The organism is Motilimonas sp. E26 (assembly GCF_021278025.1).
Taxonomy (GTDB): domain Bacteria; phylum Pseudomonadota; class Gammaproteobacteria; order Enterobacterales; family CBDFNC01; genus Motilimonas.
The window spans coordinates 179445-198576 of sequence record NZ_JAIBHJ010000005.1; the positions used below are offsets into that span (position 1 = coordinate 179445).

Consider the following 19132-nt stretch of genomic DNA (forward strand, 5'->3'; position numbering starts at 1 on the left):
CTTGTTTTCTCTCTTGCTATATTTTGACTAAGCACTAACTTCTCGACTTACTTGATTTCACTTCGCGCGGCGGCGCCACACAAGGTAAAGACTTAGGGTGATGGTGCTGCGCTAATAAATCATGGTAGAAGCGAGTGTATTTTGCCACCATCGCCGACAGAGAAAACTCATGCTCAACCCTAAGCCTAGCTGCTTCTGCATGTTTTAACAGCAAAGTCGGACGCAATAAGTAATTCAACATGGCACGCTCTAAATCGGCATCATTATCAGACTCGACTAAGGTACCCGTTTTACCATCGACAACCAGCTCGGCATTACCGCCGACATCAGTAGCAACCACAGTTTTACCCGCGGCCATGGCTTCCAAAATCGTATTGCAAATACCTTCTCCAAGTGAGGGCAACACAAACAAATCCATACAATGCAGCCACTTATTAATGTCATCTTGCTGGCCAAGAAAAATCACAAATTGCGTTAAATGATGCTCCGCCACAAACGCCTTAAGCATCTCTTCACACTCACCACTGCCAATAATTAGCAAGCGTACTTTTTTGCCATCACTTGCTGGATTATCAAGTAAAGAAGAAAAAGCCCGGAGTAAAAGTAACTGGTTTTTTACCAGTGCTAAGCGGCCGACCGTACCAATCACAAAGCAATCTTTATCCACCAGCTCTTCCGGCAAAATTAAATGTTTCGCTGCTGGCTGAAAGCGTTCAGTATCAACACCATTACAAATATGACTGATCTTATGACGGCCGATCCCGACGCCTTGAATCAAGTAATCTAGGGTATGTTTTGACAGCGCGATATAAGCATCAACCCAATGGGAGTATAGCCAGCGGATAAAACGATACTTTAAACTACCGCCCGTTAAGTCCGTAACGTCCCAACCATGTTCACCATGGCAAGCAAGTGGTCGCGTTGCACACCAAGCTGGTAGTTGGTATTCCAACGCAGCTAAATTACGACTGTGTACAATATCAGGCTGATGACGCTTCACTAACTGCATAAAACGCCAGTAACAGGACCAATCCATGCCCGGCTTTTTATGTAAATCAACCACTTCAACTGGCACTTTAATGCGCTCAATAAAGTCATCATGATCGGTTAAACAGACGATAATATGGCGCACCTTATCGGTCGGCATTTGGTTTAAAATATTGACCATGCCATTCTCTAAGCCTCCCGCATAAAATCGATAAACCACATGCATAATCAGAGGCCTAGCATCATTATCCATTTTCATTGGCAAGCTCCTTGGCAAAAACTCTGGCGCGACTTTGATTGATTGGTTGCGCCAACCAACGCCACAGCTCAGTTTGGTGAGTACGAAGAAAATCCATCACTAGCTGACGATCATTTTGTTGCTCCACAGCAATGGCCACCACTTGACCAGACGAATAACCAAAAGGCGCATTCAACAGTTGGTTCAATTTAGTAGAAAAAGCTCCTAATGATTGATAAGAACCAACCTGATACCAATAAAACACACTGATGCTGTGTTGGCCGTTTGCGAGTTTCAAGCGCCTAGTTACCAACTCCTGCTCACCAAAACTAAAGCGCTGAATATCCTGATCTTGCAATTGCCACAATTTTGCATCGTAGAAAATATTACTGACATTAATCAGCTCCTTTCCCTGGTGTTCAGTATGATAATAAGCACTGAAAAGACTCAGTGAGGCGGACGATTTTTGGTAGTCTTGCTGCCAAGTCACATCAGCATTGGGAAACTCAGCCCGCCAAGTACTAAAATTGGCATTTATTGGCCCCTGCCAGCCTCCAGCGCTCGCAGGAAGAGCGTTAGCCTGTAATGCAATTTGCTGTTTGTCTTGCCCATATTGCCGCGACCATTGACCATGTAGAGCGAAAGCAACAAAACCGACAGCAACCAAAGTTAGCGGTAAAAATTGTCCAGGTCCTTTTAACGAGTGACACTTAGCGCCAATACTAATACTGGCCGGCTTAAGCTCGGCTGGCTCAGAGAACCACCAACCAATAACAAATAGCACGGCGATCAAAAAAGAGAAGAAGAACCAACCATAAATTAGATGATCAATATCACCAGCAATGCGCTGATCCACAAAGTGGTAAATCATAATAATCGACCATGCACGCAAACCATTAGCGATGATGGGCAATACAATCGACAGCAGCACAAACAACAGCCGCTTGTAATAACGGGTAAAATGGATATAGGCAAACAAGCAACCCAAGCTTAGGGCAGCCAATAAGTAACGAATACCACTGCAGGTCCAAGCCACTTCAAACCGAGTCCCAGGAATAAAGATAAACATCCCTTCTTGATACACAGGCACACCACTAAAACGCAGTAAATACACGGTCATCTCTGCCGTCACATATTGTAATTTGGGAATTAAGAACTCACCAAATGGCAAAGCAAAAAACACAAATAACAAAGGGAACAAGATCACTCGACACACTTGATTACCAAATGTTAGCCACACTAAGCTTGGCAGCATGGCCAGCACTGCAAATTGCTCCATCACTTGGATACCCAAACGTATCGCAACCAACCACAGCACAAACAGCCCAATGAGTAGCAATAAAGACCAAGGCTGAGTAGCGACGCTGACACAGCTTAATTGAAACCGCTTTTGCCAGATCAAATATAAACAAATAGGCAAAATGAAAAAGCAGTGGGCAAACGTTTCTATGCTATGCCAAATATGCACCATATTGAGCAAGGTAGAATAAAAAGAGACACTCCATAACAGCAATAGCCCAGCGAAACACGCACTTCGTAACTGTTGCTGGGGCCGACTAAGCGTTAGCTCGTGTTGGTCAACTCCAGAGGCAGGCATCACCAGCTACCCCCCCGCCTGAAAAATTAGCTTGTCTAGACGGGCAAAACTAGTCTGCCAACTAAAGTTATCCTCTATCCAGCGTCTAGCTTGCACTTCTCCACTCGAGTCTAAGTGTTCAATGCAATGATTTAAAAACTCCTCTTCGTTGTCGGCAACATAAGTACATGGCATCAGTCCAATCCCCGTAAAAGCATGGCTACTGCCCACCACTTTTTTGTCCATTGCCAGGGCTTCTAACACCTTGTTTTGGATACCGCGACTGATCCTAAGGGGGGCCACAACTAAACGGGCATATTTCAAATAAGGACGAACGTCAGGCACCTTGCCCGTAACCACTATGCCAGGGAGTTGAGCTAATTTAAGAATGCTTTTACTGGGGTTTGAGCCAACGATATAAAACTTAGCCTCGGGTTGATGGGCAAGCACGCCAGGCCAAACATGTTGAACAAACCAAACGACACCTTCAACGTTAGCCCAATAATCCATCGCCCCAGTAAAAACAACCACCGGCTCACCCTGCTTAAAAGGAGAGCTAACGTCCACCACAGCAGGGTCAAAATATTGAATATCAACCCCATTTTGCACCCAGTTAACCTCTTGTTGAGCACTGCTAGGTTGCCTATTTTGAAAGTCATCCGCTTCATTTTTAGATACGAATAAGCTTAGATTGAAAGCACTAGCAACCTGTGCCTCATACCTTGCTAACGCGTTGAATTCACGTCGATATAACCAAGACATAATGCCACTGGCTTGATTCGCGTATTGCAACCACTTGTCTGAATCTATATCAACAAAATCCATCACCCTAAATTGATTAGCATCATCAACATATTGCGCCATCACAGACGAAAAAGTCAGCACCTTGATACCGGGGCATTCTTTAATGACTTGCTCAACCCAAGCTCGCATTTGCTGGCTTTGATAATACACTAAGCTCAATGGTCGGCCGTCTAACATGGCTCTTAAGCTTGCCACCTTATGCCAAAGAGGGTGGCGCTTTACCAAACAACAATCAGCCAAATCTTCTGCGATTATTCCTTGATATTGCCAATCATCAGGATCATCAATAAAAGCACCTAACAACACTTGATATCGCTGCTTTAAATATTGCAACCAATGATAAGATCGGATCTTATCGCCCTTATTAGGCGGATAAGGAACGCGATGGCATAAAAACAGAATTTTTTCCATTACCCCAAGTCCTTCGCCAGCATTGGCCCTAACGCCCTACTTATCGGTAAAGGCAGTTTTTTCCAAGCCTGAATAAACAATTGATACTTAGGGTTATTCGGACTGATATTCGGTAATTCTTGGCCATTCACCAGGTAATGTTCGTAAAACAAAGGGGTTGGCTGAAAACCCCAATGCTTTTTATAAGCGTGAGCACCACTGCCGATTTTACTACGGCCAAAGTCAAACTCTGTCATCCCTTGCTGCTGGGCATGGCACATCAACTGATAATACATATAGTCATTGCTCTTTAGGCTTCTTGCCACATTTGTTCCACCGCCATAAAAAGGTAAAACCTGATTTTTATAATAAAAACTAAGTACACTCGACACCGCTTGTTCACCTGAAAAGACCGTCAATATGTCTACTTGACCATCAAAAACACGCTGCAAGGCTTTGAAATAGGCTTTAGGGAAAACAGGCGTACCTAAGTTTCGGACACTTTCAGAATAAATAGCGAAGAAATTGTCACAATTAGACTCAATACGGTGGTTTAAGCCGTTAGCCAGCGACTGCCTGACAACTGCACGTTGTTTTTTCTTTATCTTAGCCAAAATGTCTTCGGCTGATGATGCCAATGTACAAGAGAAGTTTTCATGACTGGCCTGAGAAGACCAAGTAGGACATTGTGGCTTGCGGTGGCGCAGCTCTAGGCAGTCCACTTTTAACTCTACTGCTAAGGTTTGTGCCTGCGCTATTAGCAAATCGGCTACCGCCTGACTATTTGCCAACACCCCAGCAGAAACGGCAAAAGGTAGCGAAATAAGTTTATTGCCAAATAGCCAACTTTTTATTTGAGCTAAAGGCAAAAGCCCGATAATTTCTCCCTGCTCTTCAACCAAGTAGAACCAGCAAGTATGACCATATACATCTTCAATCACTTGCTGCCAACCAGATAAGTGAAAAAACTCACCTTCGGGATGCTGCGCAACAAACTGATCCCATCGCTGACGTCGACTACTATCTAATAATAATATTTGCACAGACAATTCCCTCGCCTGAACGACCACATGGTCTAATAAATTTTAGGCCACTGCTAAATAAATGCCTGCTGAGTTTGTACTTGAGTTTGATGGCTCGGTTTTAAGAATAGCTCATCCATTCGCTGCCATTGATATTGCTTTAGCAAGCGCTCCATACGTGGTTGAGTTTTCTCTAAATTAAGGTAGTGGCGAAACTTTGTTTTGCGGCTGATCTGAAACGGCCTTGGCTGCTCTGGGTCTAACTCCCAAGGGTGAATATAAAAAATATAAGGATGCTGCTCCTGACGGTGAAATTGACGCAATGCCCAATGCATCAGCATTTCAGGATACAAGCGAAAATAACCACCGCCCCCAATTGGGAAGTTTTTTCCTGCAATTTGTAAGGTTGAAATGGGGATTTCAAGTAATGCTGGATGAGCCAAAAATGCAAACCTTGGTAGTAACGGCGAGCCATAATGATCATGCTTTACTGGATACACACTGGAGCTGTAACGATAGCCCGCTTTTGCTAACACCTTATAAGCCCATGGCGTTTGCTGATTAAACGAGAAACTTGGTGCACGATAACCTTTAACTTCTTGCCCCGAGATGTCTTCCAATAAGTGCTTACTACGCACAACATCACTAACAAATTCTTGTTCAGTTAAGGTATTAACACGTTGATGGTCATAACCATGACTCGCAATTTCATGGCCCGACTTCGCAATGGCTTGCACAACATCAGGATAACGTTCTGCAATCCAACCTAAGATAAAAAAAGTACTTTTTACTTGGTAGCGCTCAAATAAGGTTAATAATCTATCAGTATTGGCTTCGATGCGACACTCAAACCGCTGCCAGTCTGCACGATCACTACATCCCTCAAAAGCCGAAACTTGAAAATAATCCTCTAAATCAACGGTCATCGCCGATGCCAATGACGATTCACTGCAACTAGATGCCATTACCGAGATCCCTGAGCAAAACAAACAACTTCAATGGTTTGTACAAAGATAGCCAAATCAAACCAAAAGTTGCGATGTTTAACGTAATAAAGATCGTATTGTAGTTTCTCTAATGCGTCCTTATCGCAAGCGCCATAGGGGTACTTAAGCTGCGCCCAACCAGCTAACCCTGGTTTAACATTATGGCGCTCGGCGTAATAGGGTAGCTGAGTACATAAACGCTCAACAAATTCAGGTTGTTCAGGTCTTGGACCTATGAATGACATTTCCCCCTTTAAAATATTAAATATTTGCGGTAATTCATCGATATGATATTTACGCATAAACTGACCGATTTTGGTGGCACGGCTGTCATTTTTTGCCGCCCACTGTGCGCCATTTTCTTGAGCATTAACCCGCATACTACGAAACTTAAGTATTTCAAATGGTTTACCGGCATAACCAATACGAGTTTGACGGTAGAAGATAGGGCCTTTGTCTTCTAAGTAAATGGCCAACATCACAAATAATAATAATGGCCAAAGTAGGCTAATGATGATCAAAGCTAGGCCGAGATTAAGCATGTTAGATGCAATACTGCGTATACTGTCAGCACGAACAAAGCCATTAGAATAAACCAACCAGCTTGGATATAGCTGATTAACTGCGATTTGACCGGTTTCACGTTCGATAAAATTCAGCACATCCATCACCTCAACACCATATAGCTTACAGGAAAATAAAGCTTGTAATGGGAGATGGCCGCGGCGCTCGTCACAAGCAACCACTATCTCATCGATTCCGTGTTCTTTGACCATTTGAGTGAGCAAGTTAGGCTGATCTAAATCCATTGGCATTTTTAAATCCCCAAGCTCGATTTCGTCATCTCCAGCCATAGGCACAAAACCAACGATAGTAAAGCCTTTTTTATCCGCTTCACGGCGCATTCGCTGACAGATAATCTCAGCTCGCTTCCCAGCACCTATCACGAGCACCTTATGACGGAATGCTTCACCAAACTTTTGTGAGATAACATAACGAAATCCCATTAACATTAATAAAGAAGTAAATATCGACAGGCTGATGGCATGAAAGGAGGAACTGAGAGCGTTGAGGCCGGATAAAGATAAAGCTAATAATAATACCAAACTACAGATAATGATTAAGCGCCGACTTACTCCCTCGCCATCACAGCGCAGGCGAGGGTTATAGAGACCAAGACTTAACATTAGAATAATTATCACAAAAGGAATGACTAAAGCCTCAATGAGTACTTGTAATTGATTACTCTGCGCTTCATCGCCATACCAATAGAACCCTGCACTAACAAGCAAAAAGCCAAGATAAACAATAGTTAACTCTGAAATAACTAAAAGCCGACTCGCTTTACCTGTACTTGCAAATGTGAAAGAACTCATGAGGCGATGTCCTTGTGCCCAACAAAACACTCCTTAAAAGATAGTTGAACTAAGCCACCTCGTGGGGTCAATAATTGGTCAAATAGCGAACAATTCAAGTTAATGCTGAAATTATTCCCATAAATCCACAACTTAATAAAATATTTAACTACTACAACCTGCAATTTTTGCGCGAAGATAAAATCATGAACTATGCTGATAAAAGATGAGGTTATAACCTCGACACCATCCACTTGCATAGAGAGAGAAAGCTATGGACAGCATGTTAAAGCAATCCGTATGGCTATATTTTTTCATCATTTTTGGCTTGTTCGGCTGTAGTAACCAAAATAACGCCCCCTTAGCCAGCTCGGCCACTCTAACCCCTTCACAAACCACGCAAGCCGACCAGTATCAATACCTTATTGGACCAGGTGACAATTTAAATATATTTGTTTGGCGAAATCCTGAAATCTCAGGCAGCTTTGTCGTTCGACCTGATGGCATGATAACAACGTCATTGGTTGAGGATATTCCCGTTAGCGGTAAAACTCCTACACAATTAGCAAGAGAAATTGAAGAAGTATTAGCAACTTATTTACGAGAGCCCATAGTAACAGTGACAGTAGTAGGATTCAGCGGCCCTTATAGTGAACAAGTTCGAATTGTCGGCGAGGCAACTGAGCCTAAAGCTTTAAATTATAGTCAATATATGACTGTTCTTGATGTCATGATTGCGGTTGGTGGTTTAACTGAATTTGCGGATGGTAACAACACTGCTTTGGTTCGTATTGAGGATGGAAAACAGACCCAATACCGTGTACGCCTTGATGATTTAATCCGCAAAGGAGACGTCAGTGCCAATACCAATATCCTGCCTGGAGACATTTTAATTATTCCTGAAGCTTGGTTTTAGTCTCTATCTTTGATCGATTTAAAACTTTGCCAGGAGGCCGATAAATGAAGGAGCTAATTGAAAAAGCGCTCTACTACATCAAAGGGGTGTGGATGAAGCGGCGCTTCATCATCATTATTGCTTGGATTATCTGTCCTATTGGTTGGCTCTATGTGATGCAGATGCCGGATCAATATAAGGCCTCGGCACGTGTTTATGTTGACACAGATTCACTCCTCAAACCTTTATTAAGGGGGTTAACGGTAGAGACGTTTAAAGATCAACAACTTAACTTAATGGTAAAAACCTTATTAAGTCGGCCCAACGTAGAAAAAATAGCACGCATGGCCGACTTAGACATACTGACCAACAACGCCGAAGAGTTTGATCAACTGGTCGATAACTTAAGTAAAGAAATTAAGATCGGCACCACCAAGAGAGAAAAAATATTCACCATTAGCTATCAACACCCTAACCCTGAATCGGCAAAATCTGTGGTGCAGTCTGTGCTGACCATTTTTGTCGAAGACACCTTAGGCGAAACTCGTACTGATACCGACAACGCGCAACGTTTTTTAAATCAACAAATTAAAGACTTTGAAAAACGCATGACAGCAGATGACGCGGCTTTAACTGAGTTTAAGCGACAGTATGCCGATTTGCTTCCAGGAAAGGGAAACTCATATTACGATATGCTCAAAGCGGAAGAGACTCAGCTAGAGAACACTCAGTTACAATTAAAAGAAGCACAAACAAGGCTTTTTTCTGCTCGCATTCAACTAGAAGATGAAGAGTCACTTCCCGCGCCACAAGTACAAAGCCAAGCTGTTTATAACCCAAGCATTGTTACCCAATATGATTCGCGCCTAAACCAGCTGAACCAAATGCTCGATGAAATGAATCTACGCTACACCGATAAACACCCAGATATCATCGAACTAAAGAGACAAATTGACGATCTGGTAAAAAAACAAAAACAAGAACGCGCCGAACTCGCATCGATTAACTATCAGCAAAATCGGCCTGCAGAAAATAGTGAATCACCTTTCATACAGTCATTGCGGCTCAATGTTAGTCAACTAGAAAATGAAATCGCTTCACTTACGGTGAGGGTAGAAAACTACCAAGATAAGGTCACTAAACTGCAAGAAAAAGTGCATTTAGTGCCCAAAGTAGAAGCCGATTTAGCCGCCCTCACCCGAGGTTATGACATTACCAAAGGCCAATACAATCAATTATTAGAACGACGTGAATCAGCCATCATGTCGCAAAAGGCTGGGCAATCGACAGAAGGCGTTGAATTCAAAGTGATTGAACCTCCTCGAGTGGAAAACGATCCCGCTGGCCCCAACCGTATTATTTTTCTTTCTATCGTGACGTTACTCGGGCTTGGCTTAGGCATTTTTGTCGCCTTTGCAATTAGCCAAATCAAGCCAATTATTACTGGACCTCAAGAACTAGCAGCAATGACTAAAGTCCCCGTACTCGGTGCTATTTCACATTCAAACATAGAGAAAATGCGCCAAGTAAAACGTCGCCACAACCTAGCCTTTACTCTGGTCATTATCGCGTTACTCTGCATCTATGGCGGATTACTTGTCACTCAAACCAGTAATCATCCTTTTGTTCAACATTTCAAAACCTTAGTTGCCGCGACTTAAGTAGGGAAACATATGAGTATTATTGAAAAAGCACTCGCTAAAAAGAAGCAACGCGCGGCTGAAACAATCGCGGAACATCAGCATAAGGCGACTCAGTCCGTTGACATTGAATCAGATAGAAATTTGAACAAAAGCGCTGCTGTTCAGAGCACTGAAACAGCTATTAGCCCTGCTCCGGTCAAACAAACAAAGCCAGAGAGTCATGCCACGCCTGCTGTTGATAAAGCACATCATTCTTCCGAACTACAAAGCTTAACATTTGATCTTTATAAGCTGAAACAACAAGGCTATCTCGTTGATAGCAACGAGCGAAGTAATACCCATGAAGAATTTAGATTTGTTAAAAGAAGAGTGCTTAAAACCGCATTTGGCCCTTTAAAGGATACCTTAACCCATTCAAATTTGGTCTTGGTTACCAGCACCTTGAGTAATGAGGGCAAAACCTTCACCGCTATGAACCTCGCACTAAGTATTGCAATGGAGCAAGAAAAAACAGTGTTGTTAGTTGATGCTGATGTCCTTAATCCCTCGGTCTGTAATGAGTTTGGGGTTCAAGTTCAAGCAGGGCTAATTGATTATCTATTAGGAAAAACCTCTTCATTAAAAGAAATTATCTACAACACTAATATCCCAAACTTACGCCTTATGCCCGCAGGGAGAAAACACCATTTAACCAGTGAGCTACTCGCCAGTGAACGAATGGAAAGTTTGGCCAATGAGTTAGCAGAACGCTATTCCGATAGGGTGATTATTTTTGATGCCCCTCCTTTACTCGGCATCAATGAAACACAAGCGTTGACCAGTTTTGTCGGACAGCAGCTTGTGGTTGTTGAGGAGAATAAAACGCCACTTCACAGCCTTGAATCCGCAATTAGCTTACTCAACCAAGACCGAGCCATCGGTTTAGTACTTAATAAATCGGTACAAACAAAAAACCTTTACGCAGGGTATGGATACCAATATGCCGAAAACCAATAATTGTTTAATTTTCTTATATGCATTGGCACTTACGCCTTTCGCCTCTGCCGCCAATTGGCAAAGCAGTGCATCTATTGAAGCCAGTTCTGAATATTCTGACAACGTTAGTCGTAATGCATTAGCAGCCCAAGATGATGTTATTTTGTCGATCAAACCAGGTTTTGGTTTAACCGCTGAAGGTAATAACGCTAGTGTGAGAACACGTTATGACTTCAACGGTCAATATTATATCGACTCTGAAAATAGTAGCGAAGCATTTCATGATCTCTTGCTACTCGGGGAAGTAAAAACATGGCATGACCGGATTGTTATTTCTAGCAACATCACCGCGAACCAACAACTGGTTGATATCAATAATGGTTTGCTAACTGACTATGTAGGCAACTCAAACAATCTCGACACCGTTGGTAATTATCAGCTAGGTATGGATTGGACTCAGCCGATTGGCAATCAGGCTGAATTCGATTTTAACACTAGTGTGTATTATATCGACCAAAAATCCAGTGATGATACGCTAGGTTATAATCTGGCATTTTTTACCCAAGATGGAACCGACTTTAAACGTAGTTTTTGGAACATGAAATATAATTTGGGTTATCAAAAACCAGACCAAAAGCGACGTAGCCTAACGCAATCAGCAGATGCAAGAATTGGCTACGGCCTAATTGATAAATGGGGGGTATTTATCAATGGCTACTGGGAGGAAAATAGTGTTCCGCAGGGCGATAATCTTGATAGTGCAGCATGGGGACCGGGTATTCGCTTTTCGCCCAGCGACCGAAGTTATATAGATGTTAGCTACAATTTTAGCTTAAAGAATACCAATAAAGACTACTGGGCAGCCCAGCTGAATTGGACGCCAAGTACGAGAACGGGGCTAACTGCAGCTTATGGCAAGCGTTTCTATGGTGACTCTTATGATTTCAGCTTGTTCCATAATGTGCGTAAGATCCGCAGCCAAGTTACCTATCGAGAATCAATTGAGTCATTTGCCAGTGAACTCGCTTCGCAGAGCACTAATGCCGGCTCTCTCATTTGCCCTGCAGGCTCGATTAATAACTTAAGTGATTGTGAATTTTCAAGCTTGACCAACCCTGTAGTTGGCCCAGATCAGCAAGTGATCAATATTTTTACGGCGCTGCCTTCGGCAAATAATGAGTTGTATCTTACTCGTGATGGCAAGTTAAGTAGCGCGCTACAGGTACGTAAACATACTTTTACGCTCACTTTGTTTTACGTACAACGTGATTATTTTACTAGCACACCTGATACAGATGATTATGGGGCACAGCTAGCGTGGGCGTGGCGAGTTGGGCAAAAAACCAGTCTTCAATTGAGTACAGAACAGCGCTACTTAGATCAAGACCAAGCCAGCCAAATAGACAAAGAGCTGCGACATGGACTCAGTCTAAGTCACACCTTGGGCAGACGCTCGCTGATTGTCCTTGGCTATACTTATACCGATAGGGACAGCAAGCAAAACGGCTACAACGAAAATAATATCAAATTAAGCTATCAAGTCGTATTTTAAGGAGGCGTCATGTACGAAGAGTTTTTTGCCCTGAGTGCAAAACCGTTTCAGCTAACGCCTGATCCTGAGTTTTTCTTTGCCAGTAAAGAACACAAACGCGCCATGTCTTACCTGCAATACGGTCTTGATCAAGGTGAAGGATTTATTGTCATCTCAGGCTCAATTGGAACAGGTAAATCAACCTTAGCTAAGCATTTAATTTCCAACCTTAACAGCCAGCAGGTGGAAGCGATACAGCTGGTTACAACTAGCTTAAACCCGATGGATTTACTTAAATTAATCGCTTCAGGTTTTCACCTTAACCTACCAACAGATACCGATAAAGCAGGACTACTACAAGGCATTGAAGGCTATTTAAGCCATAATTTTCAACAAGGAAAGCGCACATTATTGTTAGTTGATGAGGCACAAAACTTGCCTGCAGAATCAATTGAAGAACTCCGTATGCTGTCAAATATTCAACAAGACAATCGGCCGTTATTACAAAGCTTTTTATTGGGTCAGGAAGAGTTAAGGGACACACTTAAAGGTGCGAATATGGAGCAATTTCGCCAGCGCATTATTGCTTCTTGTCACCTGCCCCCCTTAACCTCGGAAGAATGTCGACACTATATAGAACATCGATTGAAGCATGTTGGTTGGCAGAATAATCCCGCTTTTTCCCCAAATTGCTTCCCATTGATCCATCAATATACCCGAGGGATCCCACGGATCATTAACTTGTTTTGTGATCGCTTAATGTTATTCACTTTCTTAGAAGAAGCTAACTATATCAATGAGGAAGCGATCAATACGGTCAATGAAGAATTTATTCAAGAACAAGAGTATGCAACCCTACCGAACGTCACGAATAGTACAACACCTTCATCACAGCAAAGCCTGCGTGAAGATGATTTGACCCAAGCAAGGGTTTTACGTGAACACTTAGAAGAAGTATTTCAGTATTTAGATAAAACCATGATGGAGAAACTCAAATTACTGCGTTATCTGGATAAAGTGTTAAAAGAAAAAAATACCCAAACCAAGCTATCAAACAAGGCTTGAATGTGAAGAAAAACACAAACTCGAATATCAACCTCTACACCTAAGCCACTTGTTTCACGCTTTAGGCTCCTGGGAGTTGAATTTCTTCTTAGTGTTAATAAAATCAATAAAAAACAAATTGTTTAGGTCTATGACATCCATATCTGATGTAGCAAAGCGTGCTGGCGTATCAAAATCAACCGTTTCTCGCGTATTAAACCCGGGCAGTAGTGTCTCTCAAAAAACACGCTCTATCGTTGAGCAAGCTATTTCAGAGCTTAATTTTCACCCCAATGGTTTTGCCCAAGGTTTAAAAAGTAATAAATCAGGCATGATAGGCGTCGTGTTGATTGATATATCAAGCCCCTATTACGCAATGCTACTGGGTGGTGTTCAACGCCGCTTAGTGGGCAAGGAAAAGGAAATTTTAACCACTAGTAGTTTCGGTGACAAAGTGACAGAAGCTAACGCTATTTTGTCATTTAAAGCCCATCAGTGTGATGGCTTAATTGTCTATCTAGAGAACAATCCTACCCCAGAAACAATCAGTAAACTCAACTACAACCAAACCCCCATCGTCACTTTGGGTATCTCTGCACCTGCTTTATCGAATAACTCAGTACTGGTTGATAACGAATACGGCGGCTATTTAGCCGCGCAACACCTACTAGAGCACGGCCATAAAAAAATATTAATGCTAGCCGGTCTCACCCGATACCCTGATGCAGTAAAAAGAAAACTCGGTTTTATCAAAGCGATGGACGAGGCCGGAGTTGATCAATCTAACTATGAAATTATTCACGGCGAGTTTAGCGAGGATTTTGGCTACACAGAAGTCAAAAAGCTGCTAGGATTTAACTGTAACTTTACCGCCATATGTGCGGGGGACGATGACATAGCAGCAGGAGTATTACTCGCGCTTCGCGAAGCAAGAGTTAGGGTGCCTGAAGATATTTCAGTGATTGGTTATGATGATAACTTTCATGCGAAACATACTTACCCAGCCCTCACCACAGTGCGTCAGCCAATTTCAGCATTAGGTGAAACAGCGACCGATTTATTGTTTGAAGTCATGGCAGACCCGACTAAAGTAGGCAAGGATATTATATTGAAACCTGAGCTTGTTGTCAGAGACAGTGTCGGTCTTGCCTTAGATTATTAACAAGACCGCAATGAATCAAATTTGTGCAGCAAACCTTATACAGTTAAACCAATAAGGATTCGTCATTGAGCAAAATAATCACTTCTTTCGCAGTCATTTTTGCAACCTTATCGGTGAGCGCTTGCAATACCACACCGAGTTCCACCTCCTTAGTTTATATCTCTGATGGCTATGTTCAATGTGAAACGCCTGCGATGAGCTTAGATATGACAAGAAGCCTTCTAACAGAAGTCGGAATAAACGTTATTACATCTCATTGCGCACACATTGCGGACTTAGCCGTTATTTCTATGTGCGGGGCTGGTGGCACCGGGATCCACCTTCATGAAATAGCCAGCCAAGATAATAATAAAGCCACAGCCGCCGGTTTTGACAATGTCAGTAAATTAACCGAGCAATCTCTCAACTATGAGATCATTGATTGCGAGTTGTAATAAAAATTGCACATTGGTTCACAACTATTTCGTCAACTTAACCATTTAGCTCAAACTGTACCTTGAAAGTCGGCCGCCAAAGCCTTATATAGATAAGTACCTATCAGTTTAATTATTTTTACCTTTAGGTTTTTTCTTATTTAAATAAACTGAAAGCGACCCTAAAAACAATGTGTTACTAGAAGTATCAAGTAACCAACTATCACAGTGAAGAGGGACTTCATATGAAAATAAATGTTACAGGCCACAACACTAAAATCACTGATAACATCATCACGCATTTAGAAGAAAAGTTTGCCAAGATCGCTTCACATTTTCCCAGCATCATTACACTAAACGTTATTGTTTCCGAGCAACACGCGGAATCTAATCTAGAAGTCAGCACGACTTATGAAGGGGCACAAATATCCGCTCGTGGTACAGCAGAAACACTTTATCCTGCTATCGCTAACGCCGTTAAAAAACTTGATGCCGCGTTAACTCATCGCAAAGGCCAATTGAAAGCAGATCGTCACACTAAACCTGTTTCAACCACACCTGAAATCGCACATGAAATTATTCAAGAAATGAAATTAGTAAACGACTAATCTTTATTTCATTGAATTTACAAGCCGGCTCTCGCCGGCTTTTTTGTATATAATCAATCGTATCTGAGTTCAACTCGAAGAAGTAGCTGCCGACACATCAGAATTGTCTTTATTGCTAGACAAGGCATATTTTTCCATCAAAGCATATAAGGTTGGCCGAGTGACGCCTAGCAATTCCGCGGTTTTGGAAATATTGTGACCGCTGTAGCTCAAGGCCTCGACAATAGCATGGCTTTCAGCCTCCTCACGCACCTCACGCAAGTTAAACAAAGTTATCGCAGCTTCCCTAGGTTGACATAACAACAGGTCACTGTCGCTAATACGCGACGTTTCAGCCATGATCACAGCAGACTTAATTTTATTCTGTAGTTCACGAATATTACCTGGCCAATGGTAATGGTATAAAGCCTGTAGGGCTTTATCATCAAAACCCTTAACATGACAGCCAAGTTCTTTATTTATGTTAACTAAAAAGGCCCGCGCTAATAGCAACACGTCCCCTCCCCGCTCCCTTAACGGTGGTAAGGTCAAGGTCATTTCACTGACACGGTAATACAAATCTTCACGAAATAGCTGCTGCTGAGCCATTGCCAACACATCTTTATTGGTCGCGCACACCACTCGTACATCAACTTCAATTTCTTGACGACTACCAACAGGCTCAATCACACGCTCTTGTAAAAAACGTAGCATTTTTGCTTGTAGAGCTAACGGCATATCACCAATTTCGTCCAGAAATAACGTACCGCCTTGCGCGCATTCTATTTTACCGGGTGTTTTTTTATGGGCGCCAGTAAAGGCTCCTCGCTCGTAACCAAATAATTCACTTTCCAATAAATTGTCAGGAATCGAGGCACAATTAATCGCAACAAAAGGCGCATCATGGCGCAAACTACACTCGTGGATCGCACGAGCAAACACCTCTTTACCGGTGCCACTTTCGCCTAGAATCAAAGTCGTCAACTCGGTCGGTGCTATTTTTTCAACCACACGACACAGTTTTTGAATTTCAGGACTATCACCAATGATTCGAGCCAAACGCACATTTATCTGACTAAACTGTTGATTAGCCTCTTCTAACTCATAAAGCCAGTATGCCCTATGGAGAATAATGTTTAACGTGTCAGCAGCAATAGGCTTATGATAAAAGTCGTAAGCGCCCAATCGAACCGCTTCGATAGCATGGGCTTTATCATCACTGCCCGTTACCACTATCACTTTCGTCAAAGGACTAAGGGTTAAAATTTCTGATAGGGTCGCTAAACCTTCGGTAGCATTGGCACTGTCAGGCGGCAGGCCTAGATCAAGAGTCACCACTTTCGGTTCATAACGGCGCAACTGCTTAATGGCACTGGCTCTATCTTGCGCAAAGACCAGTTCAAATTCGTCTAAACTCCATTTCAGCTGCTTTTGAATGCCTAAGTCATCTTCTACCACCAGCAGTAAAGGCTTATCTGTACTCATTGCGACTCCTTATTGATTCGTTTGCTCAGGCAGTGGTAAAGACAAAGTAAAGTGGCTTCCAACGCCCACCTCGCTAGACACAGTTAGCTGCCCTTGATTAACCATAGCAAACTGCCGAGCCTCATAAACGCCGATCCCCATCCCTGCATTACCTTTAGTGGTGTCAAAGGGGGTAAAAAGTCGCTGGCGAATAAAGTCATCATCCATGCCACAGCCCGTATCCTGTATATGAATATCAACCATGCTGTCGCTTACCTGTAAGCTTAAACTTACCTCGCCCTGCTCACTGGTAGCCTCTTGCGCGTTTTGCACCAGATGAAGCAATACTTCTTGCAGCCGTGTGGCATCGGTATATAAGGTAACATCATGCTCAACCAGCAATGACGGCACCGGCATCACATGCGACCGCTCATGACATACTCGCTTTAATAACTCCCTTAAAGATACTGCAGCTAAACAACTCGGTTGATGTTCATTCGGACGGAAGTGATCAACCACCCGAGAAATCCGCTGCACTGCGTTGTCGATGGTGAGCAAGCTGTCATCAATAAACTCTGGATTCGTTTTATGCTTTTCAGCATTGGAAACAATTAAAGAAAGTTGAGCTAAGGTATTTTTTAAGTCATGTACCAAAAACGCTGACATCTGGTTAAAAGCTTGAAACTGCTTTGCCTCTGCTAGCTCACTATGCGCTTGATGCAGCACCAAGTAATGAGCCAACTGCTTAGCAATCACTTTAATATAGTCACGGTCTTCCCAATTTAACTGACGCAGCGCTCGCGAAGGGCCAATTAACATAATACCAATCAACTCCTGTTGGTAGAAAGCGGGTACCACTAACCAAACTTGGCTCTGATTGATCAAAGCAGGTGGCACCACTAAATCAGGATAACGTTGCGGCGAGTTACGTAGCTCAACTAAGTCAATGAGCCAATTATGCTGCTTAAAATACTCGACCAAAGGCGCGACTGCATTACTTGGTAGCGCTCGAGCTGAATCACTTTGCGCCATTTTAGTCACCTGTTTACCTTGGGTTTGATAAATGAAACCAGTATCAGCACTCAGTCGCTTAAGCATAATGGTTAAAGCATGTTGATAAGGCGAACTTTGCTCTGTTTGCTCCATTAAATCTTGGGTTAACGATAGCCATTCGTCGCGATATTCATAACGATTGGCAAAAAAGTGCTTCGCAATAAAGACCTTTACCTTTTGCCGAAAGGATTCCGAGAAAAACACCACGGCCAACATGAGTAAAGCAACTACAGCAAACAACAACTGTATCGCGCGGCCCCATTCCCCTCCCATGTATTTGATATAGTAGCCAACTAATGCCATCAATAATAAATACAAACCTGCTAGCATCATCAAGCTACTATGAAAAACCACATCTCGTGATACATAAATCCGCGCCGACCAATGCGTGGTTCTACGGGTAGCAATAACCAACATAGGCAAAGTGAGGAAATGCACAAAACCGCGCGCTTGCCAAAATTCAGTATCAAACTCAGCAAATAACGCAGCTTGTGCATAAAAGAAGAAATCAAAGCCAAAAATTAAGCCTAGATACAATACTAACGGCTTTAATCGCCAGCGATGTTCCATGGTCAGGTGCCGATAGACCCGCTCTAAATGCACTAACACTTGCACCACTAAAAAAATATTTAGGTAATAGCTCCATAACGGAGACATGAGTGGGTTAAGCAATAGGTTGTAGGTTAAACCTGCTAATATAACCAAGCTAAGCCAAAACCACGACGAGCGCATGAGTTGCTTACCAATGGGCGCCTCAGGCTCCATCAAACAAATAATAAATATCAACCAACTGACGCTGCGCAAACCATCAAGTAATAAAAAATCGGTCAACTCACCCCAAGTCAGCTCAAAATACAGTAATACTTGCAGCGACCAAAGTACGCCAACAAAACATACCAGTAGTAGTAACTTACCCGAGTTCGATTTCACCTTGGCTGCCAGCAATAAAGCAGCAAAAAATAAGTAGGCCAGTCCCGCTGACAGATAACTCAAAAATGCCATATCAG

16 protein-coding genes are annotated in these 19132 nt (G+C 42.7%); 8 read left to right on the forward strand and 8 right to left on the reverse strand.

What is annotated here, in order from left to right; genetic code table 11:
• Positions 1–34 precede the first annotated feature (34 nt).
• From K1M91_RS06590 to K1M91_RS06615, 6 genes are read right to left on the reverse strand one after another with little or no spacing between them, the layout of a single operon-like run.
• On the reverse strand, positions 35–1246 hold the full coding sequence (locus K1M91_RS06590; protein ID WP_232800804.1) for a TIGR03088 family PEP-CTERM/XrtA system glycosyltransferase: 1212 nt from the start codon (positions 1244–1246) through the stop codon (positions 35–37).
• On the reverse strand, positions 1233–2822 hold the full coding sequence (gene xrtA / locus K1M91_RS06595) for an exosortase A (RefSeq protein WP_232800805.1): 1590 nt from the start codon (positions 2820–2822) through the stop codon (positions 1233–1235). Before xrtA ends, K1M91_RS06590 begins: the two co-directional genes overlap by 14 nt.
• A 6-nt stretch (positions 2823–2828) precedes the next feature.
• Complete coding sequence (locus K1M91_RS06600) at positions 2829–4016, reverse strand: TIGR03087 family PEP-CTERM/XrtA system glycosyltransferase (protein WP_232800807.1); 1188 nt, start codon at positions 4014–4016, stop codon at positions 2829–2831.
• Positions 4016–5038 (reverse strand): FemAB family XrtA/PEP-CTERM system-associated protein, encoded by a 1023-nt coding sequence (locus tag K1M91_RS06605; RefSeq protein ID WP_232800809.1) that lies wholly within the window; start codon positions 5036–5038, stop codon positions 4016–4018. The genes K1M91_RS06600 and K1M91_RS06605 overlap by 1 nt, the downstream gene beginning before the upstream one ends.
• Positions 5039–5091: 53 nt before the next feature.
• Complete coding sequence (locus K1M91_RS06610) at positions 5092–5982, reverse strand: XrtA system polysaccharide deacetylase (RefSeq protein WP_232800811.1); 891 nt, start codon at positions 5980–5982, stop codon at positions 5092–5094.
• On the reverse strand, positions 5982–7379 hold the full coding sequence (locus tag K1M91_RS06615; RefSeq protein ID WP_232800813.1) for a TIGR03013 family XrtA/PEP-CTERM system glycosyltransferase: 1398 nt from the start codon (positions 7377–7379) through the stop codon (positions 5982–5984). Before K1M91_RS06615 ends, K1M91_RS06610 begins: the two co-directional genes overlap by 1 nt.
• 253 nt (positions 7380–7632) lie before the next feature.
• Between K1M91_RS06615 and K1M91_RS06620 the strand changes: the two genes are divergently transcribed.
• From K1M91_RS06620 to raiA, 8 genes are all read left to right on the forward strand, one after another.
• Positions 7633–8274 (forward strand): XrtA/PEP-CTERM system exopolysaccharide export protein, encoded by a 642-nt coding sequence (locus K1M91_RS06620; protein ID WP_232800815.1) that lies wholly within the window; start codon positions 7633–7635, stop codon positions 8272–8274.
• Between the two features lie 44 nt (positions 8275–8318).
• Positions 8319–9914, forward strand: a complete 1596-nt coding sequence (locus K1M91_RS06625; RefSeq protein WP_232800817.1) for an XrtA system polysaccharide chain length determinant — start codon at positions 8319–8321, stop codon at positions 9912–9914.
• A 12-nt stretch (positions 9915–9926) separates the two neighbouring features.
• Positions 9927–10892: an XrtA-associated tyrosine autokinase gene (locus tag K1M91_RS06630; RefSeq protein WP_232800819.1), complete on the forward strand. Its 966-nt coding sequence runs from the start codon at positions 9927–9929 to the stop codon at positions 10890–10892.
• A complete protein-coding gene (locus K1M91_RS06635; protein ID WP_232800821.1) occupies positions 10876–12423 on the forward strand; it encodes a TIGR03016 family PEP-CTERM system-associated outer membrane protein in 1548 nt (515 codons plus the stop codon). Before K1M91_RS06630 ends, K1M91_RS06635 begins: the two co-directional genes overlap by 17 nt.
• A gap of 9 nt (positions 12424–12432) precedes the next feature.
• On the forward strand, positions 12433–13467 hold the full coding sequence (locus K1M91_RS06640; protein ID WP_232800823.1) for an XrtA/PEP-CTERM system-associated ATPase: 1035 nt from the start codon (positions 12433–12435) through the stop codon (positions 13465–13467).
• Positions 13468–13597: 130 nt separating this feature from the next.
• Positions 13598–14608, forward strand: a complete 1011-nt coding sequence (locus tag K1M91_RS06645; RefSeq protein ID WP_232800825.1) for a LacI family DNA-binding transcriptional regulator — start codon at positions 13598–13600, stop codon at positions 14606–14608.
• 65 nt (positions 14609–14673) lie between these two features.
• The gene (locus tag K1M91_RS06650) at positions 14674–15042 is read left to right on the forward strand and encodes a hypothetical protein (RefSeq protein WP_232800828.1); all 369 of its coding nucleotides are present in this window, start codon (positions 14674–14676) and stop codon (positions 15040–15042) included.
• Between the two features lie 224 nt (positions 15043–15266).
• Positions 15267–15629: a ribosome-associated translation inhibitor RaiA gene (raiA, locus tag K1M91_RS06655; RefSeq protein ID WP_232800829.1), complete on the forward strand. Its 363-nt coding sequence runs from the start codon at positions 15267–15269 to the stop codon at positions 15627–15629.
• Between the two features lie 69 nt (positions 15630–15698).
• Here the strand turns inward: raiA and prsR are convergent, their stop codons facing one another.
• Both prsR and prsK read right to left on the reverse strand, forming a co-directional pair.
• Entirely contained in the window at positions 15699–17093 is a 1395-nt protein-coding gene (prsR, locus tag K1M91_RS06660) for a PEP-CTERM-box response regulator transcription factor (protein WP_232800832.1), read from the reverse strand.
• Positions 17094–17102: 9 nt separating this feature from the next.
• Positions 17103–19127, reverse strand: a complete 2025-nt coding sequence (gene prsK, locus K1M91_RS06665; RefSeq protein ID WP_232800833.1) for an XrtA/PEP-CTERM system histidine kinase PrsK — start codon at positions 19125–19127, stop codon at positions 17103–17105.
• Positions 19128–19132: the final 5 nt, after the last annotated feature.